This is a genomic window from Microbacterium sp., assembly GCF_035687345.1.
Lineage (GTDB): Bacteria > Actinomycetota > Actinomycetes > Actinomycetales > Microbacteriaceae > Microbacterium.
Genome location: NZ_DASRXZ010000072.1, coordinates 13,334 through 29,842, shown reverse-complemented (window position 1 = coordinate 29,842; position 16,509 = coordinate 13,334). Strand labels below are relative to the sequence as shown.

The following is a 16,509-nucleotide window of genomic DNA, read 5'->3' as shown; positions in this document are numbered from 1 at the left end:
GCGGGCGGGGCGCGGCATCCGCAAATCGCACGAGGCGTCAGCCGGTGAGGTCGGCGATCAGCGCGAGCTCCTCGGCGCGGGTCAGGCCCGACTGCCGTTCGCGGTCGAGGCCGCGGGCGCGCTCGTCGTCGAGCGTGCGCGCCAGGGTCTCGGAGACGGGGCGCAGCGCTCCCCCGGTCGAGCGGTACACGGCGTTCGTGCGCGTCGAGTGGCCGGGCATGTCGGCGGGCAGCCACAGCGGCAGCGAGCGCGGCCCCATCCAATGGTTGACCTCGTGCGCGGCGAGCCAATCGGGATCGGCCGCCACAAGCTCACCGGTGTGCGCCGCGGTGCGCCGCGCGAGCTGGACGAACTCGGTGAACGGGATCGGATCCCCCGTCGCGTTGGCGGTGCCGCTCCACCGACCGCGACCGACCGCGACGATGTACGCGGCGAGGTCGTCGACGTCGATGACCTGCACCATGAGGCCCGCGGCCTCCGGAACGAGCACGGGCTCCTTCCCCGCGAGCGCGAAGCGGGACACCCAGTACCCGAAACGGTCTGTCGGGTCGCCGGGGCCGACGATGAGTCCCGCGCGCACGATGGCGGCACGATCGCCGACGGCGGAGCGGGCGGATGCCTCGGCCGCCACCTTCTCGCGGCTGTAGTCGTACTCGTCGCCCGGCTCGGCCGGCTCGGCCAGCGGACAGGACTCGTCGGCACCGGCCATCGTGGCGTCGGCGTACACCGAGATCGTCGAGACGTACGTCCAGTGCTTCGTGCGGGCTCCGAGCGCCTCGACGGCCGCCGCGACGTGCTCAGCGCGCGAAGAGATGTCGACGATCTCGTCCCACTCGCGGTCCGCCACGGCCGCGTACGCGTCGGGCTCGGCGCGATCCGCGATCACGAGCTCAGCCCCGTCGGGCGCGGGGCGCGCCCCTCGCGCGACGCACGTGACGGCGGCCCCCTCCTCGAGCCAGCGACCGGCGACCCGTCCGCTCAGCCAGCCGGTTCCGCCGAGGATCAGAACGTTCGTCATGGCCTCATCCCAGCAGAGGCGGCGCGGACGCAGCATCCGTTTCCGCTCAGGGCGGAAACGCGCCCGCCGATCAGGACGGGAACGCCTTGATGCGCGCGAGCAGGTCGGGGCCCGTGCGTTCGAGAGTGCGTCCGCCCACGACGATCCCGCCGAGGATGATCCCCGCTCCGGCGACGACGGCGACGGCGAGCGCGATCCACGCGAGGATAGCCGACGAGGTCACCGTCGACACGATCGCGAGCACGAGCGCCGGCGCGGCGAGGACGATCGTGACGCCGAGCACGAGGAACACGACGAGGCCGTTGACGAACGTCTGACCCGGCACGGTCTTGAACGGGCTGTCACCGGCTTTCGCGACGGGAACGACGAGGAGCGCGGACGACACAGCCGACACGCCGTAGCCGGCGAGCAGGATGCCGAGCGCAGCGGCCAGCACTGCAGGCAGGGTCGTCCAGGTGCCCGCGATCGCGGCGGTCACGATCGCGACGACGGTGACGGCCGGCACGCCGACGGATGCGGCGCCCAGAAGTCTCCCCCAGCGATCCGCACGACCGCTGACTCCCGTCGAGAGCACCGAGGCGAAGGCCGTACCGTCGTACGAGATGTCGGCGTACCCGGCGATCGACAGGATCAGCGCGACCATGAGCGGCGACACGCTGAACAGCCAGCCGTCGATGCCCGTCGTGAAGGCGAAGAGCACCGGGAACAGCGGTACGAAGATGAGCTGCCGCAAGTAGCGCGGATCGCGAAGCCACGCCGTCAGCGACCGCGCCCACGTGGCGCCGACCCCTCCCGTGGGCATGACGGCGAAGAAGCCGAGCCGACCGGGAGCGACGGTGCGGGCGGTCTGGCGCGGCGGGGCGCTGACCGACGCCTCGAGCGCGCGCTCCCACAGGAGCCCGAGCACGGCGAGCGTTCCCGCGGCGATGACGAACTTGGCGATCGCGGGGATCCAGTCTCCCGCCGCCGCGTCTCCGGGGACGGCCCACGCCGCCCCGATCGGCGTCCAGCCGAGGACGACCGCGGCTTGCGCCAAGCGGCCGAGGACGTCGCCCGCGGAGCTCAGCAGCGCGAGGATGCCTGTGATGATCGGCCCCGTCATGATCACGACGCCGAGCAGGATCGTGCCGAAGATCTCGCGACCCCGCCGGTGTCCGCCCAAGCCGGTCGACAGGGTCGTCACGAGGCGGCTCGCCACGACGCAGATGAGCACGCCGAGCGCGGCCGACGGAACCGCGATCACGGCGGCCGCCGGCCACCTCAGCCACAGCACGACGCTCGCGAGCGCCCCGAGGCTCGTGACGATCCCCGGGATTCCGGTCAGGCCGGTGGCTGCGAGCGCCGACATGATCTGGCGGGTCGTAAGCGGGAACGGCGCGAGCCGCCGAGCGTCGACCGTGGACTCGGTCCCCGCCACGAGCACCGGGCCGATGGTCCAGCCGAGCACGAGCGCCGACCCTGCCAGCACGGCGACGGTGCGCGCGACGTCGAGCCCCTGGAAGGCGTTGAGCGCGATGAATCCGGCCACGACGCCGACGAGCGCCCACAGCGCCCACAGCAGGCCGATGCAGAACCCGACGAGCTGCCACGGGCGACGGGCGAGGGTGTTGCCGAGGATGCGGTAGCGAAGCCTCAGGACTGTCGCAACCACTGCGGCCCCTCCGACACGTGACGGCCACCGACGAGCGACAGGAATCGCTCCTGGAGTGTCTGACCGGCCCGCACGTCCTCCACCGTCCCCGCCGCGAGCACACGGCCCTCGGCGATCACGGCGACGTGGTCGCACATGCGCTGCACGAGGTCCATCGAGTGGCTCGAGACGATGACCGTGCCGCCCGACGCGGTGTACCCGCGCAGCACGTCCTCGATGTTCGCGGCCGAGACCGGATCGACCGACTCGAACGGCTCATCGAGCACGAGCAGCCGCGGCGCGTTGACGAGCGCGCATGCGAGCGCGATCTTCTTCGTCATGCCGGCCGAATAGTCGGCGACGATGGTGCCCGCCGCCTCCTGCAATCCCATGAGCTCGAGCAGGTCGGCGACCCGACCGGCGATCTCGTGGCGCGGGATGCCGAACATCATCGCGGTGTAGGTGATCAGCTGCTCACCCGTGAGCCGGTCGAACAGCTGCACGCCGTCGGCCAGGTTGCCGATGATGCGCTTGGCTTCGACCGGATGCTCCCACACGTCGATCCCGTGGACCCACGCTCGTCCGGCGTCGGGGCGCAGGAGGCCCGTCGCCATCGAAAGCGTCGTGGTCTTGCCGGCGCCGTTCGGGCCGACGAGCCCGAAGAACGACCCCGTGGGGACGACGAGGTCCAACCCCGCGACCGCGACTTTCGGACCGAAGCTCTTGACGAGTCCCGCGAGCTGAAGGGCGGGAGCAGCGGTGGTGAGGCTCATCACTCTCGACCCTAACGGGCCGTGGAGGGTGCGGATGACGCGTCAGACGTGCTCGCGCAGGAACGCGAGCGTCCGACGCCAGGCGTCGGCGGCGGCATCCGCGTCGTATCGCAGTCCCGTGTCGTTGAAGAACGCGTGACCCGCCTCGGGGTAGACGACGCTCTCGAAGTCGACGCCCGCGTCGGCCATCGCCCTCGCCACCTCGGGGAGCGCGTCGATGAGGGCGGGATCGTGGTGCCCGTAGAGGGCGAGGACCGGTGCCTTGATCTCCGCGATCCGATCGGGCGTGGGTGCGGTGCCGTAGAACGGCACCGCGGCGCGGATGCGGTCGTCGGCGGCCGCGAGCGCGAAGGCGTACGTGCCGCCGAAGCAGAATCCGGTCACGGCGAGGCGGTCGCCGACACCGGCCTCCTCGACGAGCCAGTCGACGGTCGCGCGGAGCGCCGCGACCGCCCACCGCGCGTACTCCGGGGCGTGCGCGGCCGACAGCATCTCGCGCATGCGCGGCTGCGTCGCCGCCTTCGCCTCCTCATCGTCGCCGTTGCGGAGGGCGAAGAGTTCCGCCCCGAGAGCCGGCTCGACGCCCGCGTGGCTCAGGATGTCGGGCGCCGCGACGACCCACCCCTCGGCGGCGTAGCGGTCGGCGACGTCTTTGATGTGGTCGACCAGACCCCAGATCTCGTGGATGAGCACGAGCCCGCCCACGGGCTCCCCCGCGGGGCGCGCGACGTAGACGTCGAACGGGTCGCCGTCGACTTCGGGCGTGATCGTCTCAGGCATGACGCCACGCTACCCCGCCCCCGGTCGCTGAGCCCGCCGAAGCGTCGCCCCCACCCGGTCGCTGAGCCCGTCGAAGCGCGGTCGCTGAGCCCGTCGAAGCGCGGCCCCAACCCCGGTCGCTGATCCCGTCGAAGCGTCGCCCCACCTCAGTCCGCAACCCCGGTCGCTGAGCTCGTCGAAGCGTCTCGCCGCCGGCCCCGCGCGAGAACGGGAAGCTCGTCCATTCGGCCCTCCATGAGGGCCTCCTTCTTCGCGCGGCTCCAACCCTGAACCTGCTTCTCGCGACGAAACGCCTCGTCGATCCGCTCGAACGACTCCGTGTACACCAGCGTCACCGGGCGGCGCTTGATCGTGTAGCGCGCGGCGAGGTCGTCGTCGTTGTTGTGCTCCCAGATCCGCGCTTCGGGATCCTTGTCCGTGCTTCCGACGTAGTAGCTGCCGTCCTGGCAGCGGGCGATGTACATGGAGGGCATGCCGCCAGCGTGTCGCCCCCGCTTACGCAGCGCGGCGGTGCTCTGCGGAACTGTGGGCGGATGCTGAGAGCGGGCGCGCTGTGGAGGACCCTTCGACAAGCTCAGGGACCAACCGCCTCAGGAACCGACCCTTCGACAGGCTCAGGGACCAACCGCCTCAGGAACCGACCCCTCGACAAGCTCAGGGACCAACCGCCTCAGGAACCGACCCTTCGACGGGCTCACGGACCCGGGGGGAGGTCTACTCGCGGAGGGAGGCGCCGAACCGCTCGGCGGCCACGGCGACGCCCGCGAGCTTCGCCTCGCTCGCCTCGGAAGCGGTGAGCGTGCGGTCGGGCGCGCGGAAGCGCAACGCGAACGTGAGGCTCTTCGTGCCGTCGGGAAGCCCCTGGCCGCGATAGTCGTCGACGAGCCGCAGTGACTCGAGCAGCTCACCCGACCCCTCGACGAGGGCGTCGCGCACCTCGGCGGCCGGCACGTCCGCCCCCACGACGAGCGACACGTCCTGCGTCGCAGCCGGGAAGCCCGACAGCGACGCCGCGACGACACGCTGCCCCGCAAGTGAGAGCACGAGATCGAGGTCGAGCTCGGCCACGATGACGCGGCCCGGCAGGTCGGATGCCTCGGCGACCGCCGGCAGCAGCTCTCCGACGTAGCCCACCTCGCTTCCGTCGACCGACACGACGCCCGTACGACCCGGATGCAGCGCCGCGCGCTCTCCCTGCTCCACGACGACAGAGACCCCGGCCGCCGCCGCGATCGTGCGGACGGCGTCGAGCGCGTCGGCTAGCTCGGCGGGCACCGCGGGCTGGCCCGGCTGCTTCGCGACGAGGTTGCCCGTGAGCAGGACCGCGACGTGACGGTGCTGCGGAGGGATCGACGCGTCGAGCTCGGCGAGGGTCGCGGCATCCGGTCGCACCGCCAGAGGCGGGATGAACGACGTGCCGTACTCGACGCCCGGCTCCGGCAGGAAGACGGTCCCGGTCTCGAAGAGCGCGAGGTCGGTGAATCCGCGCGACACGTTGCGGTGCGCGACCTGCAGCAGTCCCGGAACGAGCGAGCGACGCAGGAACGCCGCCTGCCCGTCGAGCGGGTTGGCGAGGCGGATGCTCGGCAGGTGCTCCCCCGACGCGGATCCGTGCAGGTCGTTCTGCTCCTCCGTGGTGAACGGGAACGACGGCGTCTCGACGAAGCCCGCCGCGGCCAGCGCGTTCGCGACGCGGCGGCGGCCCTGCTGTGCGGGGGTCAGGCCGCGGCCCGACGGCGGGAGCGGCAGCACCGACGGGATCTGGTCGTACCCCTCGATGCGCGCGACCTCTTCGGCGAGGGTCCACCTGTCGGTGAGGTCGGGTCGCCACGTCGGCGGCACGACCGTCCAGCCGTGCGAGGTCGTCGTGACGTCGCATCCGATGAGGCGCAGCGCGTGCGCGATCTGCTCCGCCGTGTAGTCGACGCCGATGAGACCCGATACGAAGCCGGCCGGCAGGTCGATCGTCGTGCGCTCGATCTCGGCGAAGAGCGCTCCGCCGTACTCGGTGTCGAGGGTTCCGCCCGCGTATTCGACCATGAGGTCGGCGACGCGGCGGGCCGCGACGAACGGGATGGCCGGGTCGACGCCGCGCTCGAAGCGGCGCGACGCCTCGCTCGGCAGCTTGTGGCGACGCGCGGTACGCGCGATCGACACCGTGTCGAAGATCGCCGCCTCGATGAGGACGTTGCGCGTGGCATCCGACATCTCGGTCGTGCCGCCGCCCATGACGCCCGCGAGGCCGATAGGCCCCGAGTCGTCGGTGATGAGCAGGTCCTCGGTGTTGAGCGCGCGCAGCTGGCCGTCGAGCGTCTCGAGCTTCTCGCCCTCGCGCGCACGACGCACGGTGATGCCGCCCTGCAGCTTGTCGAGGTCGTAGCCGTGGATCGGGTTGCCCAGCTCGAGCATCACGTAGTTGGTGATGTCGATGAGGACCCCGAGTGAGCGGATGCCGGCGAGCCCGAGCCGCGCCACCATCCACGGCGGCGTCGGCTTGGTCGGGTCGACGTCGCGCACGACGCGGACGACGAACTCGGATGCGCCGACCCGCCCGCGGATCGGATGCTCGTCGTCCACGGCGATCGGGAAGCCCGAACCCGGAGCGAGCTCTTCGGACGCGTACCGCGCCGCGGGGTCGCGGAACTCCGCGCCGGTCGCGTGCGAGTATTCACGCGCGACGCCGCGCACCGACAGCGCGTAGCCGCGGTCGGGGGTGACGTTGATGTCGATCGCGACATCGTCGAGGCCGAGGAGCGAGATCGCGTCGGTGCCGACCGGCGCGTCGATGCCGAGCTCGACCAGGCGCAGGATGCCGGAGTGCTCGTTGCCGAGCCCCAGCTCCTTCGCCGATGCGATCATGCCGTCGGAGATGTGGCCGTAGGTCTTGCGCGCCGCGATCGGGAACGGCCCGGGGAGCACCGAGCCGGGCAGCGTCACGACGACCTTGTCGCCCACGAAGAAGTTGCGCGCGCCGCACACGATCCCGTGCACCGCGGGGCCGCCGTCCGCCGCGGTCTCACCCTCGGGCGCGACCTGCACCTGGCACCAGCGGATCGTCTTGCCGTTGGACTGCGGCTCCTCGACGAACTCGAGCACTTCGCCGACGACGATCGGACCCTGGAGTTCGAAGCGGTGGACGTCCTCCTCCTCGAACCCGACCGACACGAGTGCCGCCAGGACGTCCTCGGCCGTGGCATCCGCCGGAACGTCCACATACTCACGCAGCCACGAAAGCGGGACGCGCATCACACCACCATCCCGAACTGCTCGCTGAAACGGACGTCGCCCTCGGCCATGTCACGCATGTCCTGCACATCGCTGCGGAACATGAGCGTGCGCTCGATGCCCATGCCGAACGCGAAGCCGGAGTACTCCTCGGGGTCGATTCCCGCCGCGCGGAGCACGTTCGGGTTGACCATGCCGCAGCCGCCCCACTCGATCCAGCGGGCACCGCCCTTGAACGTCGGGTGCCACAGGTCGAGTTCGGCCGACGGCTCGGTGAAGGGGAAGAAGTTCGCGCGGAACCGGGTCTTCGCCTCGGGTCCGAACAGCACACGCGCGGCGTGGTCGAGCGTGCCCTTGAGGTGCGCCATCGTGATGCCCTTGTCGACGACCAGGCCCTCGAACTGCGTGAACACGGGCAGGTGCGTCGCGTCGAACTCGTCGGTGCGGTACACCCGGCCCGGGCACAGCACGTAGATCGGAAGGTCGCGCTCGAGCATCGAACGCACCTGCACGGGGCTCGTGTGCGTGCGCATCACGAGGTGACGCGCGACGGGGTCGACGTAGAACGTGTCCTGCTCCTGGCGTGCCGGGTGGTCCTCGTCGAAGTTGAGCGCGTCGAAGTTGAACCACTCGTGCTCGAGTTCGGGGCCCTCGGCGATCTCCCACCCCATGCCGACGAAGATGTCGGCGACCTCTTCCTGAAGGAGGGAGATCGGATGCCGCGCCCCCACGCGCGCGCGGCTCGGGAGCGCCGTGATGTCGACGCGCTCCGCCTCGAGGCGGGCCGCTGTCTCGGCGGCGATGACCTCCTGCTCGCGCGCCGCGAACGCCTGGTTCACACGCCCACGCGCCTGGCCGACGAGCTTGCCGAACTCCGCCTTCTTCTCTGGCGGGACGTCGCGCAGCCGCGCGTTCAGCTTCGCGAGCGGCGAGCCCTCGCCGGCGTGCGCGGAGCGCGCGGCCTTGAGGGAGGCGGAGTCGGATGCCGCGGCGATCGCTTCGAGCGCGGACTGGACCGCACTCTCGACCGCCTCAGGGGTGATCTGCGCCGGAGCGGCGACGGGGTTCTCGGGTGCGTCGGACACGAGTACCGAGTCTACCGACGGCGGCGAGGGTGACTTCGCGCGCCGTCTCCCGCTCAGAGGCCCTGGGCGTCGTACTTGCCCGCGCCTTTCTGCATCGCGATGAGTTCGGTGTCGGTGACCTCCTGCGTCGGCTGGTTCGCACCTGCGACGCGGGTCGTGCGGGCCGAGCGACGCAGGCGCCGCTCGACGAGCGTCGCGATCGCCGACAGGATCAGACACAGGCCGATGTAGATCGCGCCGACGATGATCGTGGCGGGCACGATCGGCGACCCCAGCGTGGACTGCGACCCGATGAATCGCGCGTAGAACAGCAGCTCGGGGTACGTGATGATGAAGCCGAGCGCCGTGTCCTTCAGTGTCACGACGAGCTGGGCGATGATCACCGGGAGCATCGCTCGGATCGCCTGCGGCAGCAGGATCAGGCGCATGACGCCGGACTTGCGCAGGCCGATCGCGTACCCCGCCTCGCTCTGGCCACGCGGGAGCGACTCGACGCCTGCGCGGATGACCTCGGCGAGCACCGAGCCGTTGTACGCGATGAGCGCGATCACAACCGCCCAGTACGGCTCCATGCGGATGCCGAGCACGGGAAGGCCGTAGTACAGCAGGAACATGAAGATCAGGACCGGGATCGCGCGGAGCACCTCGACGAGAGCGCCGGCCGGCCAACGAACCCAGCGGTGCAGCGAGAGTCGGCCGAGCGCGAGGATGAAGCCGAGCGCGAGCGCGCCGACCGCTGCGACGGCGAATGCGCCGAGCGTGCGCAGCGTCGCGAGCCCGATCTGGATCCACACGTTCGTGTACGTGAACGCGGCCCACTTCTCGGCCGAGAACTGCCCCGTGGCGGCGAGCCGCCATACGAAGAATCCGATGACCGCCGCGACCACGAGCACCGTGATGACGCCGAGGATGCGGTTGCGGACGATCGCCCGAGGTCCGGGGACGTCGTAGAGGACGGACGAGCTCATCGCGCCACCTTCCACCGGTTCTCGAGAGCTCGCTGAGCCCATGACAGCAGGAGCACGAGCGCGACGAAGATCGCCATGACCCACAGGATCACGAGGAACTGGTTCTCGCCGCGCTCGCTCATGTAGCTGCGGATCGATCCGAGGTTCACGACCGAGAAGCCCGCCGCAACCGTCGTGTTCTTCAGGAGCGCGATGAACACGCTCATCATGGGCGGGATGACCGAGCGGAACGCCTGCGGCATCACGACCTGGCTCATCACCTGCCCGAAGGTGAGGCCGAGGGCGCGAGCGGCCTCGGCCTGGCCGACCGGCACCGTGTTGATGCCGGAGCGGATCGTCTCGGCCACATAGGTCGCCGTGTAGATGCCGAGCGCGAAGATCGCGAGGGTGAGCGACACCGGCGCGGTCAGCCTGAGGCCGAGCAACGGCGGCAGCGCGAAGGCGAACGCGAAGAAGACGAGTGTGAGCGGCGTGTTGCGGATCGTGTTCACGTACACGGTTCCCACCGCGCGCGCGATCGGGATCGGCGACACACGCATCGCTCCGACGATCGTGCCGAGGATGAGCGCGACGAGCCCGCCCGCGATGAACAGGATGAGCGTGCCGATCAGGGTCTCCTGCCAGAGATCCAGATTGTCGGTGATGACGCCCACTCGCGCTCCTCTCCTTGTCGGTCAGCCGTCGGTGCGACGGCTGAGGGGTGGGGCGGCCTCGCGGCCGCCCCACCCGCGTGGATCAGTCGTCGACCTGAGGCTGGTCGCCCGCGATGCCCGCCGGAGCGAGGTGCTGGTCGAACAGCGCCTGCCACACGTCGCCGCCGTCGGTGAACAGCTGGTTGATGTGGTCCTGAAGAGCGGTGTCGCCCTTCGGGATGCCGACGCCGTAGCGCTCCTCGCTGAAGGGCTCACCGGCGATCTTGAGCTCGTCGGGACGCTGCGCGACGTAGCCTGCGAGAATCGCCTCGTCGGTCGTGATCGCGTCCACCGAGCCGGCGAGCAGCTGCTCGACGCACTGCGAGTACGTGTCGTACTCGACCGTGTCGCCGGGGTTGAACTCGTCGCGGATGCGCTGCAGCGGCGTCGAACCGGTCACGGAGCAGACGATCTTGCCCTCGAGGTCATCGGGGCCGTTGATGTCCTCGTTGTCCGCCGCGACGAGCAGACCCTGACCCGTGATGAAGTACGGGCCGGCGAAGTCGATCTGCTCCTTGCGCTTGTCGGTGATCGAGTAGGTGCCGACGTAATAGTCGATGTCGCCGTTCACGAGCGCCTGTTCGCGGTTGGCCGACGGGATCGTGACGTACTCGATCTGGTCCTCCGAGAAGCCGAGCGACGCGGCGATCCAGCGCGCGATGTCGACGTCGAAGCCGGTGCGCTCGCCGGTCGTGGCGTCCTCGTAGCCGAGACCGGGCTGGTCGTTCTTGACGCCGACCACGACGCCGCCGCGCTCGGTCATGGCCTCGAACGTCGGGCTGCCTTCGAGCGAGACATCCGTGGCGACCTCCCAGAGTGCCTCGTCTCCGCCGGTGTCACCGCCCGCGTCGGTGGATGTGCCTCCGGGCGTGCCGGTGTTGCAGGCGGTCAGCGTGAGTGCCGCGATCGCGAGCGCGGCGCCGACGAGAATTCGTGACTTTCGCATGTGAGTTCTCCTGGGGTTGTTCCTTGTGGGGTGCGTTGGTATCCGACTTCGGGTCGTGCGGACTCCGCCGATGGGGCGGGGTGGTGCTGCTCTGGCGTGATCCTTTCGTCGATGGGGCTTCGCGTCAGTGCGTGATGAGCTTCGAGAGGAAGTCCTTCGCACGCGCGCTCTGGGGGTTCGTGAAGAACTCGTCGGGGGTGGCCTCTTCCACGATCTGACCGTCGGCCATGAACACGACGCGGTCGGCGGCCTTGCGGGCGAAGCCCATCTCGTGGGTGACCACGATCATCGTCATGCCCTCCTGCGCGAGGTTCACCATGACGTCGAGCACCTCGTTGATCATCTCGGGGTCGAGGGCGCTCGTGGGCTCGTCGAACAGCATGACCTTGGGGTTCATCGCGAGAGCGCGCGCGATCGCGACGCGCTGCTGCTGACCACCGGACAGCTGCGCCGGGAGCTTCGACGCCTGCTGCGCCACCCCGACGCGCTCGAGCAGCGTGTGCGCGGCACGCTCGGCATCCGCCTTCTTCATGCCCTTGACCTTGATCGGCCCGAGCGTGACGTTGTCGAGGATCGTGAGGTGCGAGAAGAGGTTGAACGACTGGAACACCATGCCGACGTCGGCGCGGAGCGCAGCGAGCGCCTTGCCCTCCTTCGGCAGCTCCTTGCCGTCGATCGTGATGGTGCCGCTCGTGATCGTCTCGAGCCGGTTGATCGTGCGGCACAGCGTCGACTTGCCCGAGCCGGACGGCCCGATCACGACGACGACCTCGCCCCGGTTCACCGTGAGGTTGATGTCTTGCAGCGCCTGGAAGTCGCCGTAGTGCTTCTGCACGTCGGTCATGACGACGAGGGGCTCACCCCTGCGGACGTTGATGTTCGAGGTCTGCGGTGCCGCAGCCGGCACGTCAGGTGTCGCCATGACGATCACCCTATGGCGGTGGTCGGACGCTGTTCCACTCGCGACGCGACCCTTTACCGATCTGTAACAGGTGCGGATGCCGCGCCGCGGCGCCCGCGCGGGCGCTCATTCGCCCGCGCGCTGCGCGAAAGCGGTCTCATAGAGGCACACGCTGGCGGCGGTGGCGAGGTTGAGCGACTCCGCCTTGCCGTAGATCGGGAGCCGCAGCGCGAGATCCGCGAGCGCGAGGGCCTCTTCGCCGAGGCCGCGCGCCTCGTTGCCGAACAGCCACGCCGTGGGCTCGGAGAGGAGGTTCCGCGACTCGAGGAAGTCCTCTCCCCCGACATCCGCCGCGATCACGCGCACGCCCACGGCGTGGGCGCGCTCGACCGCCGTCGCGAGGTCGACGCCGAGCGCGACGGGCAGGTGGAACAGCGACCCCGTGGTCGCCCGCACGACCTTGGGGTTGTACGGATCGACGGTGCGCCCCGTGAGCACGACGGCATCGGCCCCGGCGGCGTCGGCGGCGCGGATGATCGTGCCGAGGTTGCCCGGATCGCGCACCTCCTCGCAGATCGCGACGAGGCGCGGCGCGGCGGCGAACACGTCGCGCACGGAGGTCGGCGACTGCCGGGCGACGGCGACGATGCCCTGCGGGGTGACGGTGTCGGCCATCGCGTCGAGGACGGGCTCTGTCGTGAACACGACCTCGACGCCGGCGTCGCGCGCCGTGTCGCGCAGATCGGGGTGGCGCTCCAGCGCCGTGGGCGTCGCGAAGATCTCCACGAGCGTGTCGGGACGGTACGCGAGCGCCTCCCGCGCGGCCTGCGGACCCTCCAACAGGAACAGCCCGGTCTCCTGCCGGGCGCTGCGCTTGGTCAGCTTCGCGACCGCGCGCACGCGCGGCGAACGCGGGTTCTCGAGCACAGCATCAGTGTATGTCCCGCGCCCGTCGGGCCCGTGCGCCGCGGCATCCGTCTCGTCCGTCCGGACACGCGAAGAGGGCGCCCTCCCTGCGGAGGACGCCCTCGTCAGGCGACGGATGCGGCGTCAGGCGCTCTTCGGAGCGTTGACGTCGGACGGCAGCGCCTTCTTCGCGGTCTCGACGAGCGACGCGAACGTCTTCGGCTCGTTCACCGCGAGCTCGGCGAGCATACGGCGGTCGACCTGCACACCCGCGAGGCCGAGGCCCTGGATGAAGCGGTTGTACGTGATGCCGTTCTGACGCGCGGCGGCGTTGATGCGCTGGATCCACAGGCGGCGGAAGTCGCCCTTGCGCTTGCGGCGGTCGCGGTACGCGTAGACGAGCGAGTGGGTGACCTGCTCCTTCGCCTTGCGGTACAGGCGCGAGCGCTGACCCCGGTATCCCGAGGCGCGCTCGAGGATGACGCGACGCTTCTTGTGGGCGTTGACGGCCCGCTTGACTCTAGCCATTTCGTTTCGTTCCTATTCGTGCGCAGGCCGCGTCAGCGGCCGAGAAGCTTCTTCGCGACCTTCGCGTCGCCCTTGGCGAGGACCTGGTCCTGCGAGAGGCGGCGGGTGCGGCGCGTGGGCTTGCCCTCGAAGTTGTGGCGAAGGTTCGCCTGCTGCTTCATGAGCTTTCCGCTGCCGGTGACCTTGAAGCGCTTCTTGGCGCCCGAGTGGGTCTTCTGCTTCGGCATCTTCGTTCCTTATCGATTTCGCCCGTACGGGCTTCGTGTGGCATCCCGCAGCGCGGGAGTCGGATCCCGCGTCGTGCGGGAGATCGTGGGGAGGGTGCTAGCTCTCGCTCTCACCCTCGGCGGGCGCGTCGCCGGCGCCGGTGCGGGCCGAACGGGCCGCCTCGCGGTTCGCCGCGCGCTGCGCGTTCTGCTCCGCCTTCGCCTCGGACTTGTTCTTGTGCGGAGCGATCACCATCACCATGTTGCGGCCGTCGATGGTCGGGTTGGACTCGACCGTGCCGAACTCGGCCACGTCTTCGGCGAACTTGCGCAGCAGGCGCACACCCTGGTCGGGACGCGACTGCTCGCGACCGCGGAACAGGATCATCGCCTTGACCTTGTCGCCCGCCTTGAGGAACCCTTCGGCGCGCTTGCGCTTGGTCTCATAGTCGTGCGGCTCGATCTTCAGGCGGAACCGGACCTCCTTGAGGACGGTGTTGGCCTGGTTGCGGCGTGCTTCCTTCGCCTTCTGCGCGGCCTCGTACTTGTACTTGCCATAGTCCATGATCTTGACCACGGGAGGCCTCGAGTTCGGGGCGACCTCGACCAGGTCGAGATCCGCCTCCTGAGCCAGACGCTGCGCAACCTCGATGCGGACGATGCCGACCTGCTCGCCGTTCGGACCGACGAGTCGGACCTCGGGCACACGGATGCGCTCGTTGGTGCGGGGATCGCTGATGCGGAACTCCTCTTCGTGCGGATGGATGGCACCGCGACACGGTGTGTCGCGGGCGAAGAGTCTCACTCCACCCGGCGAGGCGCCGAAGCACCTGCTTGCTGCACCCTGATCCCAGATCGGGACTACCCCGGCCGCTGTGCGGACGGGGCGGAGCGCGTGACCCGGTAGCCTGGAGCGGCAAGCGCGGGTGGGATGTGATCCTCTTTCGTTCCGGAGCAGATCACTCCGGAGCCCGGCAAAGTCTATCAGAGAGTGGCACGTGAGCACGATTCCGGATGCCGGCGACAACGCCCGGCCGACCGACCAGACCACCGACGCCGAGCGTCTCGCGCGCTGGGAGGAGCAGGAACGGGCCGCGTCATCCGCCACGCGTGACATCGCCGACGTCCCGGCGGTCGAGGTCATCACGACGACGGCCGTGCATCTCATGAGCGCCGCGGCCGTCAAGGTCGGCCTCGCCGACGACCCGGCTTCGCAGCTCGACCTCGACGAGGCCCGCAAGCTCATCAACGCCCTCGCCGGGCTCATCACCGCAGGCGCGCCCGAGATCAGCGACATGCACGCCCGCTCGCTGCGCGACGGCCTCCGGTCTCTTCAGCTCGCGTTCCGCGAGGCATCCGTCATTCCCGACCCGATCGGCAAGGGCCCCGGCGAGAAGTGGACCGGCCCCGTCACCTAGTCGTGACGGCCGCGAGGCCTCGCTCGACCGCGTCGACCGTGCGCCGCACCGCTTCGGCGTCGGTCGCGAAGTTGCTGACGGCGAACCGCACGACCGTGCGCCCCCGCCACTGGGACGACGACGCCCAGATCGTCCCCTCCGAGCGAAGCCACTCCCCCAGCGCGACCGTCGTCTCGTCGTCCCGCGCGGCGAGGCACACCTGCGTGAAGACGACGTCGTTGAGGACCTCGAGGCCGCCGATCGCGCGGAATCCGTCGGCGAGGGCGGATGCGGCATCCGCCAGCCCTTCGACGAGTCGGCGCACGCCGGTCCGCCCGAGCGAGCGCAGCGCGGCCCACACCATCACGCCCCGCGCGCGTCGCGAGAGCTCGGGGGTGCGGTCGTAGGGGTCGGAGATGCTCGCGACGGCCGGGAGGTACGCGGCGTGCGCGCCGAGCGCCGCCGTCATCGCCGCCTCGTCGCGCACGATCGCCACACCGCAGTCGTACGGCACGTTGAGTGTCTTGTGCGCGTCGGTCGCCCATGAGTCCGCGTCGGCGAGCCCGCGCACGAGGGGGGCGAAGCGCGGACTCGCCGCGGCCCACAGCCCGAACGCGCCGTCCACGTGCACCCACGCACCGGCGGCGTGGGCGACGTCGATCGCGCGGGCGAAGTCGTCGAAGCCACCCGAGTGCACGTCGCCCGCCTGGAGCGCGACGATGGTCGCCGCATCCGGATCCTCCGCGAGCGCCCGCTCGAGCCCGTCGACGTCGATGCGCCCCTGGTCGTCGGCGCCGACCGTGTGCGGCGGCCCGAGGCCCGCCAGACGACCGGCCAGCACCATCGACGTGTGCACCTGGTCTCCCGCGAGGAACCGCACGCGCGGCGCGGCCTGCAATCCGCCCGTCGCGATGTCGAAGCCCCTCGCGCGCAGCACCGCGTCGCGCGCCGCGATGACGCACGAGAAGTTCGCCATCGTGCCGCCGGTCACGAAGCCGACGCCGCTCCCGACCGGAAGCCCGAGCAGCTCGAGCAGCCACGCGGCGGCGACCTCCTCGACGGCCGCCACCCCAGGGGTGGTCTGTCGCGAGCCGTTGTTCTGATCCCACGCGGCCACGAGCCAGTCCGCCCCGAGCGCGGCGGGGTACGCGCCGCCGATCACGAAGCCGAAGAACCGCGGCGAGCCCATCGCCATGAGACCGTCGCCGGCCGCGGCGGCGAGTTCATCGACCACGTCCGCGGCGGGGAGTCCTTCCTCGGGGAGTTCCAGGCCGAGCCGCTCCCGCACACCCTCGACGTCGAGCTCCGGCCGAACGGGCCTCTCGGTCACCGATGCGAGCCACTCCCGCGCATGACGGTGTGCCGCCTCGAGCGCGGCGCGGCGCTCGTCGTCGATTCGCCCCATGGGTGCCGATCCTTCGCCCCCGCCGACGGGTGCGCAAGAGGCCGCTTCG

The 16,509-nt window shown here is 70.5% G+C and carries 17 protein-coding genes; 1 reads left to right on the top strand and 16 read right to left on the bottom strand.

The window, feature by feature from the left end; translation table 11 throughout:
• Positions 1-37: 37 nt before the first annotated feature.
• The 15 genes from VFF97_RS08635 to infC all read right to left on the bottom strand — a co-directional run bounded on the left by VFF97_RS08635 (position 38) and on the right by infC (position 14,463).
• Entirely contained in the window at positions 38-1,018 is a 981-nt protein-coding gene (locus VFF97_RS08635) for an NAD-dependent epimerase/dehydratase family protein (protein ID WP_325033090.1), read from the bottom strand.
• 70 nt (positions 1,019-1,088) lie between these two features.
• Entirely contained in the window at positions 1,089-2,669 is a 1,581-nt protein-coding gene (locus VFF97_RS08630; protein WP_325033089.1) for a hypothetical protein, read from the bottom strand.
• A complete protein-coding gene (locus VFF97_RS08625) occupies positions 2,651-3,421 on the bottom strand; it encodes an ABC transporter ATP-binding protein (RefSeq protein ID WP_325033088.1) in 771 nt (256 codons plus the stop codon). The genes VFF97_RS08630 and VFF97_RS08625 overlap by 19 nt, the downstream gene beginning before the upstream one ends.
• A 42-nt stretch (positions 3,422-3,463) precedes the next feature.
• On the bottom strand, positions 3,464-4,201 hold the full coding sequence (locus VFF97_RS08620; protein WP_325033087.1) for a dienelactone hydrolase family protein: 738 nt from the start codon (positions 4,199-4,201) through the stop codon (positions 3,464-3,466).
• Between the two features lie 146 nt (positions 4,202-4,347).
• Positions 4,348-4,674 (bottom strand): GIY-YIG nuclease family protein, encoded by a 327-nt coding sequence (locus tag VFF97_RS08615; protein WP_325033086.1) that lies wholly within the window; start codon positions 4,672-4,674, stop codon positions 4,348-4,350.
• Between the two features lie 241 nt (positions 4,675-4,915).
• Positions 4,916-7,447, bottom strand: coding sequence for a phenylalanine--tRNA ligase subunit beta (gene pheT, locus VFF97_RS08610; protein ID WP_325033085.1), 2,532 nt, complete (start codon positions 7,445-7,447; stop codon positions 4,916-4,918).
• Positions 7,447-8,511 carry a phenylalanine--tRNA ligase subunit alpha gene (gene pheS / locus VFF97_RS08605; RefSeq protein ID WP_325033084.1) on the bottom strand — a complete coding sequence of 355 codons (1,065 nt, stop codon included), beginning with the start codon at positions 8,509-8,511 and terminating at the stop codon, positions 7,447-7,449. The genes pheT and pheS overlap by 1 nt, the downstream gene beginning before the upstream one ends.
• 53 nt (positions 8,512-8,564) lie before the next feature.
• Positions 8,565-9,479, bottom strand: coding sequence for an amino acid ABC transporter permease (locus VFF97_RS08600; protein ID WP_325033083.1), 915 nt, complete (start codon positions 9,477-9,479; stop codon positions 8,565-8,567).
• The gene (locus VFF97_RS08595; RefSeq protein WP_325033082.1) at positions 9,476-10,132 is read right to left on the bottom strand and encodes an amino acid ABC transporter permease; all 657 of its coding nucleotides are present in this window, start codon (positions 10,130-10,132) and stop codon (positions 9,476-9,478) included. The genes VFF97_RS08600 and VFF97_RS08595 overlap by 4 nt, the downstream gene beginning before the upstream one ends.
• Before the next feature lie 82 nt (positions 10,133-10,214).
• Positions 10,215-11,117, bottom strand: coding sequence for a glutamate ABC transporter substrate-binding protein (locus VFF97_RS08590; RefSeq protein ID WP_325033081.1), 903 nt, complete (start codon positions 11,115-11,117; stop codon positions 10,215-10,217).
• Positions 11,118-11,241: 124 nt separating this feature from the next.
• On the bottom strand, positions 11,242-11,961 hold the full coding sequence (locus tag VFF97_RS08585) for an amino acid ABC transporter ATP-binding protein (RefSeq protein WP_325033104.1): 720 nt from the start codon (positions 11,959-11,961) through the stop codon (positions 11,242-11,244).
• A 183-nt stretch (positions 11,962-12,144) separates the two neighbouring features.
• Positions 12,145-12,945: an RNA methyltransferase gene (locus VFF97_RS08580; protein WP_325033080.1), complete on the bottom strand. Its 801-nt coding sequence runs from the start codon at positions 12,943-12,945 to the stop codon at positions 12,145-12,147.
• 123 nt (positions 12,946-13,068) lie between these two features.
• Complete coding sequence (rplT, locus tag VFF97_RS08575) at positions 13,069-13,452, bottom strand: 50S ribosomal protein L20 (protein ID WP_325033079.1); 384 nt, start codon at positions 13,450-13,452, stop codon at positions 13,069-13,071.
• A 32-nt stretch (positions 13,453-13,484) separates the two neighbouring features.
• Positions 13,485-13,679, bottom strand: a complete 195-nt coding sequence (gene rpmI / locus VFF97_RS08570) for a 50S ribosomal protein L35 (RefSeq protein WP_179490915.1) — start codon at positions 13,677-13,679, stop codon at positions 13,485-13,487.
• Positions 13,680-13,776: 97 nt separating this feature from the next.
• Positions 13,777-14,463 carry a translation initiation factor IF-3 gene (gene infC / locus VFF97_RS08565; protein ID WP_325033078.1) on the bottom strand — a complete coding sequence of 229 codons (687 nt, stop codon included), beginning with the start codon at positions 14,461-14,463 and terminating at the stop codon, positions 13,777-13,779.
• Positions 14,464-14,656: 193 nt separating this feature from the next.
• Between infC and VFF97_RS08560 the strand changes: the two genes are divergently transcribed.
• A complete protein-coding gene (locus VFF97_RS08560; protein WP_325033077.1) occupies positions 14,657-15,076 on the top strand; it encodes a DUF1844 domain-containing protein in 420 nt (139 codons plus the stop codon).
• Here the strand turns inward: VFF97_RS08560 and VFF97_RS08555 are convergent.
• Entirely contained in the window at positions 15,069-16,460 is a 1,392-nt protein-coding gene (locus VFF97_RS08555; protein WP_325033076.1) for a pyridoxal phosphate-dependent decarboxylase family protein, read from the bottom strand. The genes VFF97_RS08560 and VFF97_RS08555 overlap by 8 nt on opposite strands.
• Positions 16,461-16,509 lie beyond the last annotated feature (49 nt).